The following is a 12,648-nucleotide window of genomic DNA, read 5'->3' as shown; positions in this document are numbered from 1 at the left end:
AAAAATGGAACGAATCACATTCAAAAATGAAGCCGGATTGACGCTAGTTGGTCATTTTTATGCCGCTCCTTCAGAGTCTATCGTCATTATGACACACGGTTTCTTATCTAATAAATCATCGAGCGGGCGGTTCGATCGCTTCGCCTTAAAATTACAACAAAACGGCTATAATGTACTAACATACGATTGCGGTGGCTACGGAGAAAGTGATGATACAGCCATCCATTTTGAAAAACAAGTGGCAGATTTACAAGCCGCAAAAAAATATGGCTACCAGATTGGAATGAAGAAATTCGCTTTTTGGGGACACAGCCTTGGCGGACGGTTATCCTTAACTTGCTATGAACCAGACATTGAAACCATGGTGTTGACCGGACCAGTTACTGGCGCTATTGCTTATCAACACGTAGATAATTTTTCAACAGAGCAGGTCGCGCAATGTGAATGCAATGGTAGCATGATTTTTTATGTCGATGATCCTTGGCGTTCTGAAATCGTGTTGGATAAGCAAATGTTGACCGATTTTGATCATATGGACCAAGCTGCTACCCTGAAAAATGTTCACTGTCCAGTTCTTGTGATTCACGGTACAGAGGGCGATTTAGAACAGAAGCTTGCACAGATTACAAAGCAAGGCTCCGAACTGTTTCCAGACGGCACAAAAATAATCGAGCTTGACGGCGCTGATCACGGATTTATGGAGCAGTTAGACGAAATTGAAACGCTTGGCCTTCATTGGTTGCATGAGCATTTCTCTGTAAAGTAAAAAAAGAGGTTGAGACAAAACTCAAGACAAAGCAAAAGCGCCCTCCCCTTTCTTCGGGTAGGACGAAAATTCTGCTTTATACAAATTGAGCGAAAGCGTTTGTATAAAGGGGATTTGGTGAGAACGAGGAAGGCAGACTCACTGTGCTCTTCTGCATATTGAAGTTCTAATTCGCTTTGCTTCAAAGAACCACAACAAAAACAGGGAGGGAGTAGCTTCCCCGACCATGTAAGAAGTTAAGCGAAACTGCTCTTGTGTAGCAGAACCTTAAAGAAGTAGCACAATCCTTGTTCTACAAACCTTGAATGACCGCCTATTCGCGTTGCTCATAGGCATATTGGGGCTGTAACTCACTTTGTTTTGAACAGCCGGGAAGGATTACATGCTCGCTCTGCTCTCATGCATATTGGGGCTGTAACTCACTTCGTTTCGAACAGCCCCAACAATACGAGCGCTTCTCGCCGATTTATCTGGGTTATGCCCCAGACTATTTTTTACTTTATAGCTGATTCCATCGACATTCCTGGAACCATTCGGACGCGTGGTAATGTGTACATCCCGTCCTTTTTATTCGCTTTTCCAACTTCTGTCGTGAATCCCATCGTGTACCCCGTTGCCCCTGCTGCGCGCACTGTGTCTTCATTGTAACGCCCTACTGGGTAACAAATACTATTCACCTTTTTGCCTGTCAAATGCTCTAGAACAGCCTTGGAGTCCTGCAACTCCTTCAACTGCTCCTCATAGGAAAGCGTATTTAATTCGTGATGGTGAACCGTGTGGCTTTCCATTTCAATGCCATACGCGCTCATCTCTTTCAAAGCGACCTCATCAAAATGATTATTTTTTGCAATTTTATCTGTAATCACGAAAATATTTGCCTTCAAGCCATACTTTTTAAGAATCGGATAAGCATTCGTATAATTATCTTGATATCCATCGTCAAACGTTATGACGACTGGCTTGTCTGGAACATTTTTACCCGTTTCGAGCAAAGGAGCAAGTTCCGCAAGCGTCAGCGTACGATAGCCATTATCCGCTAGCCATTTCATCTGTGTATCAAATTCATTCGGAGGAGTAATCAGATTATTTTTCACATTCGTATTGATAGAATGGTACATCAAAACAGGGATTTGCAGCGTTTCTGGATTCATATCTGTTCCGAGTTGCACTGGTGCTTCTACTTCTTTTGTCATAGGTGCTGGCTTCTTTTGCGGTACCGGTTCTGACGGCTTCGCTTCGTTCTGACCACATGCCGCGATCAGTAAACAACAAAAAATAGCAAAACTTATACGTAAATATTGCTTCATGTAAAAACTCCTTTTGCCTTTTTTATCTGAAAATAAATAAAATCCGGTCGTTAATAATTTGCTTTACAATAGCGCGAGCTTCCACGTAATCACGTGCTTCCATACAGCGACCGCAAGCTACATAATTATCGAGGGTTTTATCAAAGAGTTTGGTCGCGGATTGAAAAACATCTGGCTCACCAAACTCCAATAAATCGTCATAAAATTGATTGACAACCTGCAAATAATATTCATTTTTAGCATAACTCAAAATCTCATTTAAAAACCAACGTTGGTATTCCATGCATTGTCGCTCTGTTGCCTCTTCCAGTTTCAAAAAATCAGTAGCTTTCTCAAGCACACGGCGATTCGAAAATATAAGTGATTTCGCCTCTATTTTATCGATGGTACCTATTAGGAGCAACTCCATAATATCTAGCATTTCTATATACCGTTCTTTTGTAATCGCACAATTTTTTACAATGACCCCTTTATAATCCTCAAATTCCAAGTATCCGTCCACCGTCAACATCGCAAAAGCCTTCCGAACCGGAGTCCGGCTCAATTCAAGTTCTCGCGAAACATCCGCCTCAATCAGACGTTGCCCCACTTGAAATTCTCCGCGCTGAATCTTCTCCTTGATCATTCGGTACGCCTTGCTTTCCAGTGTTTCATTCCCAGGTTTATTCATTCATTGACTCCCCTTGATTGATTTAAAATATCGCTTTCCCATCAATGATTTCTTTTAAAATATCATTATTTGCAATCACTAACTCCATTTCACGATATGGCTGATAATCCGTATTTTGCTCCATAATATAACTCGCACTAAGTTCTTGCATATCACGAATCAAAGCTCGCGCACTACGCTTATTAGCATCTGAAAAATGCGAAATAACATACCCAATAATTCGCAAAACCGCCGCCAAAAATAAAACAAATAAAGCCAGCATAACCACTAGAAAAATACGATGCCCCTCTGGACTTGCCTCTAAAATAAAAACAGCACCAAGCGCTGCAAATATAAGTACAACAAGCAATATCGCCATATTTTTAATGGTGAAATTCTTCTTTAAAAATGAATCATCCTCTTCCAACACTTTTTGTAACATTCCTAGTTCTTCTGGAGAAGTGAATCCATTGCGCGCCAAGTAATTCCGCAGCAGACAAAGTTTCAACATATGCAATTTTTTTAAGTCACGTATATGATACCTTTTCCACAACTCCTTCTGTGCCTTTTTAGCAATCAATAGGTAATAAAAAAGCAGAAAAAGCACCGCATATCCAATAAGTCCCGTCCAAAGTCCGCCAACACCAAAAGCCAATCCAAAAGCAGTCGGTAAAGCCAACAAAAGAATCATCAACAAGCAAAAAGCCCAAATCCGTTGCGTCATAAATCCATATATTAAGTTATAATTACTAAGTTTCGTCCGATAAAACCGAATCAGCTTTTCACCCGCCATAAACCAACACTCATTCCTTCTCATTCTTTCATCCTAGTTTATCACGTAAAGCCAAATAATAAAAGCCACAGATTATAAAAAGTCTGCAGCTTAAACAAAAGAAACCCACACCAAACGTGAATAAAACGACTAGTTAATAAATCCTGTCCCATCCCTTGAAAACAAACACTTCCACCTAAATTGTATAAAAAAGAATCACATCCTATCCATAAAAATAGTTTGTGATTCTTACATATTGTATGTTTTCAAGCCACCTTCAGGTAGCTCTGATGACACTTCCGTGCCATCGAATCTCAGCCGGCCAGCAAATGCTTAGATCCTAAGCAAAAGCAAGTACCGGAGCGGAATGTACGATATTCTCACTCATTGTTTATCTCCAAGCCATCTTCGATACTCCTATACGACACTTCCGTGCCGCCAAACCTCAGCGAGACAGCAAATGCTTAGATCCTAGGCAAAAGCGAGTACCGGAGCGGAATGTACGATATTCTCACTCATTGTTTATCTCCAAGCCATCTTCGATACTCCTTATACGACACTTCCGTGCCGCCAAACCTCAGCGAGACAGCAAATGCTTAGATCCTAGGCAAAAGCGAGCACCGGAGCGGAATGTACGATATTCTCACTCATTGTTTATCTCCAAGCCATCTTCGATACTCCTTATACGGCACTTCCGTGCCGCCAAACCTCAGCGAGACAGCAAATGCTTAGGTCCTAGGCAAAAGCGAGTACCGGAGCGGAATGTACGATTTGTACATGAGCACCGGAACGGAGCTTTTAACGACAGAGATGAGCGTTTGCTGGCTCGCTGAGCCTTAGTCGTCTTGTTCGGTGGATAGCACTTCTAACGTTTTGGAATCCAGTTTCACTTCAACCTCTTGGTTGCCATTCATGATTTGAACACTGTAGTATGTTTGGTTTAATTCGCGTTCAATCGTCCATTCTTTCACTGTTCCAGCTTGTTGTTTAAGTGCTACTGTCATCGCTTCTTGTGGTGTTTTAATACCTGTTAAATCAAGTTTTTCGTTTGCTCTTTCATTGCCATTTGCATCTTCTGCGTCAAGCTTTTCATTGTTATCTTGTAAAATTGCTTTCGTATCCGCATCGAATTTCATTTCAAACTCGTTAGAATCATCTACACCATCAATCGTATAAACGAATTTTCCTAGCTCTTGCGATAATTCGACCGATGTCACGTCTGCTTCAGGGTGTTTATTCTTGAAAATTTCAACAGCGTCCGTATAGCTCATCGAAAATTTCTTGTTATTCAAATCTGTTGTCGATGTGTTCGAATTAGAGTTACTGTTTGTACCTGAGTCTGTTGTTTGTTGCGTGTTGTTTGAATTATTGTTATCATTCGCATCGTCATCTCCACAAGCTGCGAGCGTCCCTACCATTACCGTTGTCATTGCAATTACACTAATTTTTTTCCACATATTTTATTCCCTGCCTTCTTTAGTTTATAGACACAGTCTAACATATCACTACTGCGCAATACATCATACCTAAGACTTAGATTCCTAATTCTACTGAAAAATAATCGTTCGAAGCTCTTCTTTTGTGACTTTACCAAAATAACGCGGCACATCGACTCCTTCTAAAAAAGCATCTAGCGCTTCTCGTGTATAAGCTACTCCTAACAGCTTATTTTCAACCTCTTTAATATCTCCCGTTGCAAAAAAATCTCCGAAAATTTGGGCTGTTGTAATACGTCCTTTCTCGACTTGGAATAATATTTCTACCAGTCCACCAGAAAATTTCTGCACATTTTTAACATTGAACTTAGGAGATTTCCCATAATTCCAATCCCAATTTTGATAGCGTTCTTTTTGAATTGTACGAATCTGCATCCAATCTTCCTCGGAAAAAACATAGCTAGGTATCTCAGTTGTTTTGAAAATAGATTGTAGCAAGACTTGTTGAAATGCATGGATATCCATATCTTCACACAGATGTTCGCGTATATTCGTGACGCGCGATCGAACGGATTTTACGCCTTTCGCTTGTAATTTCAATGGATTCACATGTAGCGCTTTTTCAACATTAGCTAGGTTCACATCAAATAGCAATGTTCCATGACTGTACAACCTGCCACCCGTCGAGAACTGCGCATTTCCAGATATTTTTCGACCTGCCACCTCAATATCATTACGGCCACTCAATTTTGCGTCCACACCGAGCCCAATCAACGCATCGATCACCGGCTTTGTGAAACGTTCAAAATTATTAAAACTAGCTCCATCATCTTTTGTAATGATACTAAAACTAATATTCCCCTGGTCATTATAAACCGCGCCACCACCGGAAAGCCTACGCAAAACTGGGATATCCTGCGCTTCTATATAGGCGTGATTAATCTCGGCTAACGTATTCTGGTTCTTGCCAACAATCACCGTCGGATGCATCCTGTAAAACATCACATACGTCTCATTCGCCTCTAAATGACGCAACGCAAACTCCTCTATCGCGAAATTCTCCGTCTGATCCAAACAATCTTTCGTATCGATATAAATCACGAACTTCTCTCCATCCATAAAAGGGCTTGAAACATCCGTTTTCCAACTGCGCTTCAAGCCCTTCTTGTTATTTATGTCGTAATATTATGATTGGTAAATCCGGTTCATTAAAAATGCGCGGTACAAGTGTTGCATTTCCAACTCCGCGACTGATAATCATCGCCTTACCGTTCGCCTCTTTCAAGCCCGCGGTCCATTTTGGCATAAAACCTTGGTGTGGCGCATATAAACCCTCTGTAAAAGGGAATCGCACTTGTCCGCCATGGGCATGTCCGCAACAAACCAGATCAACTGAGGCTTGTTGGTATAGTGGCCATTTCTCTGGTCGATGGGATAGTAAAAGCGTGAAAATCGAATCTGGAATTCCAGTCGTCGCTTCCTTCAATTCAGCCTCGACAATTTCTTCCTCACAGGCTATTTCTTCGGCAAATGTAAGCTGGTGAGGTTTTTGAATCAGCATACTCGGATCATCAATACCAGCCAATGCGAAAGATTTTCCATCACGCTCGATATACACATGTTGATTTTTCAAATAGGTAATCCCAGCTTTTTCTAATTCCGGCAAAAGGTCTTCCAAATTCGCGCTTCGTGCCTCGTGATTGCCCGTTACATAATAAATCGGATAGCGGCGCGCAAGCTTACGCATCAACGTTATCGCCGTATTAATCCCCTCATCGCCATCTAGCAAATCACCTGTCACGACAATGATATCCGGATCAATCGCCCAAATCTTCTTAATCAAGCGATGATTATAGCGACCAAACGTATCGCCATGCATATCTGATAATTGTAAAATCCGAAATCCGTCCAATTCCGGTGCAATTTTAGCCGAAACAATGTTGTAATCCGTTGTTCTAAGTTGCTTCGTTGACCAATACGCGTAGCCCGTAAAAGCTAGCGCGGCAAAACCTGTAACCTTCAAAAAATTATTTTTCATAGCTTCTATCCTTCACATCTTTTTCCCTATTATAACAAAGATATCGCTTCTTAGCCTTCTTTTTGAGTATCCTCACCGATAAATTCGGCATATTTCATCCGATCAGATTCCTGGGCATTCACCCGCAGAACCGTTCCCTCATTTTCGTAGGTCGTTTCGAGTACATCCGCGTGTTCATTTAAATAGGAAACCACGTCCCCACGGTCAAACGGAATCACGAAAGTCACCGTTTTATAATCATTAAATACCTGCTCTTTAATCATATCGATGAGCAATTCAAGCCCTGTGTCCTCTCTGGCAGACAAATACAAGCTATCGCCCTCGCGCCTTGGGAACATCACATTCGTCGCCAAATCCGCTTTATTATAAGCAAAAATGATGGGCCGATCCGTAATATCCAGTTCCGCTAGCGTCTCCTCCGTCGTTTTCATCATCGCCTCAAAATGTTCATGGGACACATCGACAACATGAATCAACACATCCGCTTCGGCTGCTTCCTCGAGCGTCGAACGGAAAGCCTTCACCAAGTTATGCGGCAATTTACTGACAAAACCAACCGTATCTGTAAGCAAAAACTGTTTTTTATCTGGCAAAACAATCTCACGAACACTCGTTTCAAGCGTTGCAAACAACATATCCTTCTCAAAAACCTGCTTGTTCGCTGTCTGGCTATGCGCTGTGACCATCGCATTCATGATTGTCGACTTCCCAGCATTCGTGTACCCGACAAGCGACACAACTGGAATCTCATTTTTCTGCCTCTGACGACGTTGTACTTGCCGCTCCGCCACGAGTCCGTCCAGTTCCTTATTCAACTGACTGATTTGATTTTTAATCCGGCGCCGATCCATTTCGAGCTTCGTTTCACCAGCACCGCGGTTTTTCAGTCCACCTTTTCCGCTTTGCTGATCCATGCCTTCCCCTTGTCCCACAACACGCGGCAGCTCATATTTCAAACGAGCAACTTGCACTTGTAGCTGCGCCTCTCTCGTTTTTGCCCGTTCCGCGAAAATATCTAAAATAAGGCGCGTCCGGTCCATCACTTCAATTTCTAGTAGTTCCTCTAAATTTCGAATCTGTGAAGGCGCCAATTCATCATTAAAAATAACGAGATCAACATCCTCATAATCCGCCAAACTCTTGATTTCATCTACCTTTCCTTTGCCGACATAGGTTGCTTTATTTTTGCGATCCAACTTTTGCGTAATTTCACCAACTGGCTTAATTGCGTTAGCCTCCGCCAAATTGGCAAGTTCCGCCATTGAATATTCAAAGTTTGCCTGTTGCATTGTAATTCCTACTAATATTGCTGTTCTAGTCATCATTCATTCCTCCAGTGTTTTTTTATTTTTACACGTGCGAGGGTATAGAGACGGCCAGTGCCCCAAAATAGGAAGTTCTAGGCACACCAAAAAGAAGCAGACAATTCATCTGCTCCCCGTCAATATCGACACGTATCCCAAGAAAAAATCTAGGTACGCGAAAATATTTAGTTTTAGTATCACACTAAAATGGGGTCCTTCGTGAAAGGCAGACCAATCCCGTTTCGAGTTCAGCACATACTTCGAGGGAATCGGCGGCAACCGCTCGATTCACGTTTCGTCGAGTATAGATAGGTACATTTCGAATTGTCCCTCCGTTTGTCCTGAACACATTCTCGCACTATTTAGTTACGTTTAGCGAATTTGGAATTCTAAGTCTAACATACCACATCTGGACAACCCTCCGATCATTTTAATTAGTCACATTGTAACATGGTAAAAAACGGTTTGCAAGTCATTAAATCAATTTTGACATCCAGTATGTATCATAATAATCGGTGCCAATCATGAAGGAATCACGATGTGTGCCTTCGATTTCATAGCCAAGATTTTGATATAAACGCAAGGCGGTCTGGTTCTCACACAACACGCCCAATTCGATCCGACGCACCACACCACGCGCTTTTGCCCACGTTTCCATATGCGTAAATAAGCGTGTCGCCACACCTTGTCCCCAGTGCGATTTCACAACACCGACAGCGATATACACGTTATGCTGCATCCGATTCGGTGGGTTTCCATCTGCTATCAAAAATCCAACTAAATCCTCCGTTTCCATATCCTCCGCCACTAAAATAAGCGAATACGGCAAATCCGCAAAATACTCAATCCGTTTTCGCGCATCCTTCGTCGATATCTCCCGCTCCCCAGCGCCGTAGAGCATATAATCCGTCTCACCATCTATTTGTAATTGCATCTTTGCAAATCGTTTCGCGTCATATTCGCAAGCTTCCCGAATCTGAATCATCGCCCACGCCCCCTTTCGCTAATTCTTTTTCATTATAACAGAAAAAAAAACGCAGCGCCTAGGTGGATGCGCTGCGTTTTTCAAATAGGTTGCTTATTTGGGCCGTTCCACTATAAAAGTCTCGCCCAATTTTGCGTAATTATTCCCTGCTAAACGCGCCACAGGTTTCAGTTTTTCCGTCAAAACGTACTGCTTCTCCACATCAAAAACGGATGCATCCGCATGATAAAATACCACGCGAGCCAATATCAAATCAGTGACGGGATTTCCCTCATCATTCGAAATGGGAATGTGCTGAAACAGGGTTGCCTCCATGCGAATCTTACCTTCTTTAATCGCCGGAACCGCCACTTTTTCACTCGGGACTACCGTCAAATTCGTCGCATCTAGCTCGTTTTCCTCTGGCGTCAGTCTCGCCGCCGTCTTGTTCATTTCCGCCGTCAAATCCTCATCCACAATATGAATCACCAGCTCACCAGTTTCGAGAATATTCCGCGCCGTATCCTTCATCTGCCCATTATCCCGTTGAATCGCAATCGACACAATCGGCGGCTGACTCGACACCACATTGAAAAAACTAAACGGCGCCGCATTCAACACACCATTTTCCGATATCGTCGTCACAAAAGCAATCGGTCTCGGAATAATCGCCCCACTCAAAAACTTATAATTGTCCTGCGGCGATAGCTCCGTTGCATCCATCCTAATCATGTTGCGCCACATACCAATCACGCGCTGCTTCGACTTCTGCCATCGTCAAATTATGCCCATTTTGCGTCCAAAGCGACTCGACCGCAGCCCCTCGATGACTCAGCGCATCAATCAAAGACTGAGATCCTGCCGCCGTCACCAACGGATCATTCACGCCCGCCGTCACAAAAACAGCCGCCCGATTCAACGTGAAATCAGGCATCGCCTCACCAGACGGCATCGCATGAAACAAAATCGCTTTTTGGAAACTCGCAGCATCCGTCAGAATCGCATTCGCTGCAATGTTGGCGCCGTTCGAATAACCGACCGCAACCACATTTGCCGCATCAAAATCATATTTTCCAGCCAATACCTTGATTTCCGACACTAATTCTCCCGTTTTCTCCTTCAAACTTGCTAAATCAAACGAGCCGTCCGCATACCTCGCGAAAAATCGATTTGCCCCATTCTCCGACACATCACCACGAAATGATAACACACTTGCGTCCGGTGCGATAATTTCCGCTAACTGTAATAACGACTGCTCATCGCCACCCGTCCCATGAAGCAAAACAAGCGGCATCAAATCCTTATTTTCCCCTTGTATAAAAATATGTTCCATCTCGACCTCAGCTCCTTTTCGTATCCAGCGGGCGAACCTCTGCCTCAATCGCTGCTCGTTTTGCCTCTAAAAATGGTGGTAGCGAAAGCTTCTCACCCATCGTTTCATACGGCTCATCTTGCGCAAAACCAGGTCCATCCGTCGCGAATTCAAACAAAATTTGTTGCGAAACCGGCATGTACAGCGATTCAAAATAGAAACGATCCACATAACCCGAATTTGGCGCCTGAAACTCATTCGCACGCGCAATCCATTTCTCCAATTCCGCATGATCCTCGACACGAAACGCAACATGGTGCACATTTCCATATCCTTGCATCGCAGGCAATATATCATTGCGCTCCTCAACAATAACTTGCGCCCCGTTTCCACCTTCGCCAACCTCATATAAATGCTCCGCGCCACTCGTCGCCACTTCTCTAAATCCAAGAATGACTGTCAACACTAAGCCGATATTCTCCTTATTTTGCACAGTCAAATACACAGGACCCAATCCATAAATCGCGAACTCAGCCGGAACTGGCCCTTTCTTCCACGGAATCCCAGGCGCCACACCCTCATTTTTTTCATCCGAAATCAGTTGCAACGACTGCTCATCAAAATCGCGGAACGCCAACACTTTTTTACCGAAACTTTCGCTGATGGCGTCATGATCCACGCCCAATTCGTCGAAACGCTTCACCCAATAATCCAGCGCCGCATCACTCGGCACACGGAACGATGTTTTCGAAATACTATCCGTTCCTTTACACCCTTTTGGCAAATTCGGAAAATCAAAAAACGTCATATCCGTTCCCGCAGAACCTGCATCATCCGCAAAAAATAAGTGATACGTCTGAATATCATCCTGATTCACCGTTTTCTTCACAAGTCGCATCCCAAGCGTTTCCGTATAAAACGCATAATTCTTCTCCGCACTACTAGTCATCGCCGTTACATGGTGGATTCCTTTTAATTCTTTCATTTGTCATTCTCCTTTAAATTAGATTCAATGTCTACACGTTTTCCTTCTAAAAATGGCGGCAAGGCAAGCGTTTCACCCAACGTCTCCACCGTTTCATCAATCGCAAAACCTGGCGTGTCACTCGCAATTTCAATCAAAAGTCCATTCGGTTCGCGGAAATACAAACTCGTAAAATAAGCCCGATCCACGAATTCCACTATTTCCAGACCTGCATCCACAGCCTTCTGATGCCATTTTGCCACATCTGCTTTCGTCGTAACCCGATAAGCCACATGATCAATACTGCCACGGCCCATCCTTGTTTTCGCATCCGATCCACTTGGAATAAAATGCGTCAAAGGCTCTGACTCCATCTGCAAAAACTGCTTCATAAAATCAGCTAAGCGCTCCGTATCCCGCACATGCCAATCTATCCCGAGAATCCGTATCACCTGTTTATCAGCCGGAATATCCGTATGCCGTGTCGCATTCTCCGGCAAAATTCCCTCATCCATCTCAACCAGCATTATCCGAAAACTATCCGCATCCTCAAAAACCAAGCCTACGTTCGTCCGCTCCATCTCCGTCACGTGCGGCGTCAACCGCTCCTCCCAGAAATCAAGCGCACCATTCGGAACCGCCAAATACGTCGTCCCATAAAAATCCTGTTCCCGTCGAGCCCGACCAAGCCGCTTAATTTCAAAAAAAGTAAGCAACGTCCCCGGATTCCCGCGATAATCCCCATAAAATAAATGCCGCATTCGCGTATTATTCTGGTTCACCGTATTTTTCACCAACCTCAAACCAAGCACTTCCGTATAAAAAGCCCGATTTTCAACCGCCGATTTCGTAAAAGCCGACACATGATGTATCCCTGTAATCATATCCTCACACCCTCTCTCTTTATCTTTAAAAACAGTTTAACACTAAACTATATAAAAAGAAAGAACTTTGCTTATAAAAAGTAAGCGACAAAAATGAATATGAAAAAATCGCCCAGCCCATTATTTGGGTAGGACGAAAATACAGCCTTATACAAATCGAGCGAAAGCGTTTGTATTCCACAAGTTTGGCGGAACCCGGAAGCGGAGTGTACGACTGTACATGATGACTGAAAGTAGGGAGGGAGTCGTATC

Annotated in this window: 13 protein-coding genes; 1 reads left to right on the top strand and 12 read right to left on the bottom strand. The window is 43.4% G+C overall.

The genetic code is table 11. The features are described from left to right. Positions 1 to 4: 4 nt before the first annotated feature. A complete protein-coding gene (locus HPK16_RS00260; RefSeq protein ID WP_181675025.1) occupies positions 5 to 766 on the top strand; it encodes an alpha/beta hydrolase in 762 nt (253 codons plus the stop codon). Positions 767 to 1,260: 494 nt separating this feature from the next. Here the strand turns inward: HPK16_RS00260 and HPK16_RS00255 are convergent, their stop codons facing one another. The 12 genes from HPK16_RS00255 to HPK16_RS00200 all read right to left on the bottom strand — a co-directional run bounded on the left by HPK16_RS00255 (position 1,261) and on the right by HPK16_RS00200 (position 12,396). Further along, positions 1,261 to 2,073, bottom strand: a complete 813-nt coding sequence (locus tag HPK16_RS00255; protein WP_181675024.1) for a polysaccharide deacetylase family protein — start codon at positions 2,071 to 2,073, stop codon at positions 1,261 to 1,263. Positions 2,074 to 2,095: 22 nt separating this feature from the next. Further along, positions 2,096 to 2,743: a GntR family transcriptional regulator gene (locus HPK16_RS00250; protein WP_181675023.1), complete on the bottom strand. Its 648-nt coding sequence runs from the start codon at positions 2,741 to 2,743 to the stop codon at positions 2,096 to 2,098. 22 nt (positions 2,744 to 2,765) lie between these two features. After that, complete coding sequence (locus tag HPK16_RS00245; protein WP_181675022.1) at positions 2,766 to 3,515, bottom strand: hypothetical protein; 750 nt, start codon at positions 3,513 to 3,515, stop codon at positions 2,766 to 2,768. Between the two features lie 815 nt (positions 3,516 to 4,330). Continuing rightward, positions 4,331 to 4,951 (bottom strand): PepSY domain-containing protein, encoded by a 621-nt coding sequence (locus HPK16_RS00240; RefSeq protein ID WP_181675021.1) that lies wholly within the window; start codon positions 4,949 to 4,951, stop codon positions 4,331 to 4,333. A 90-nt stretch (positions 4,952 to 5,041) separates the two neighbouring features. Then, on the bottom strand, positions 5,042 to 6,031 hold the full coding sequence (lplA, locus tag HPK16_RS00235; RefSeq protein ID WP_181675020.1) for a lipoate--protein ligase: 990 nt from the start codon (positions 6,029 to 6,031) through the stop codon (positions 5,042 to 5,044). Positions 6,032 to 6,098: 67 nt separating this feature from the next. Next, the gene (locus HPK16_RS00230) at positions 6,099 to 6,968 is read right to left on the bottom strand and encodes a metallophosphoesterase (RefSeq protein ID WP_181675019.1); all 870 of its coding nucleotides are present in this window, start codon (positions 6,966 to 6,968) and stop codon (positions 6,099 to 6,101) included. Positions 6,969 to 7,018: 50 nt separating this feature from the next. Next, the gene (gene hflX / locus HPK16_RS00225; RefSeq protein ID WP_181675018.1) at positions 7,019 to 8,290 is read right to left on the bottom strand and encodes a GTPase HflX; all 1,272 of its coding nucleotides are present in this window, start codon (positions 8,288 to 8,290) and stop codon (positions 7,019 to 7,021) included. A gap of 457 nt (positions 8,291 to 8,747) precedes the next feature. Beyond that, entirely contained in the window at positions 8,748 to 9,257 is a 510-nt protein-coding gene (locus tag HPK16_RS00220) for a GNAT family N-acetyltransferase (protein ID WP_181675017.1), read from the bottom strand. A gap of 93 nt (positions 9,258 to 9,350) precedes the next feature. Next, complete coding sequence (locus tag HPK16_RS00215) at positions 9,351 to 9,968, bottom strand: flavin reductase family protein (protein ID WP_181675016.1); 618 nt, start codon at positions 9,966 to 9,968, stop codon at positions 9,351 to 9,353. Further along, complete coding sequence (locus tag HPK16_RS00210; RefSeq protein WP_181675015.1) at positions 9,961 to 10,569, bottom strand: alpha/beta hydrolase; 609 nt, start codon at positions 10,567 to 10,569, stop codon at positions 9,961 to 9,963. The genes HPK16_RS00215 and HPK16_RS00210 overlap by 8 nt, the downstream gene beginning before the upstream one ends. Before the next feature lie 7 nt (positions 10,570 to 10,576). Then, a complete protein-coding gene (locus tag HPK16_RS00205; protein WP_181675014.1) occupies positions 10,577 to 11,533 on the bottom strand; it encodes a ring-cleaving dioxygenase in 957 nt (318 codons plus the stop codon). After that, the gene (locus HPK16_RS00200) at positions 11,530 to 12,396 is read right to left on the bottom strand and encodes a VOC family protein (protein WP_181675013.1); all 867 of its coding nucleotides are present in this window, start codon (positions 12,394 to 12,396) and stop codon (positions 11,530 to 11,532) included. The genes HPK16_RS00205 and HPK16_RS00200 overlap by 4 nt, the downstream gene beginning before the upstream one ends. Between the last annotated feature and the right edge of the window lie 252 nt (positions 12,397 to 12,648).

Source organism: Paenilisteria rustica, from assembly GCF_013820765.1.
In the GTDB taxonomy this organism is placed as follows: domain Bacteria; phylum Bacillota; class Bacilli; order Lactobacillales; family Listeriaceae; genus Listeria_A; species Listeria_A rustica.
Note: the sequence above shows the minus strand (reverse complement) of the source record. Positions and strands in the feature narration are given on the sequence as shown.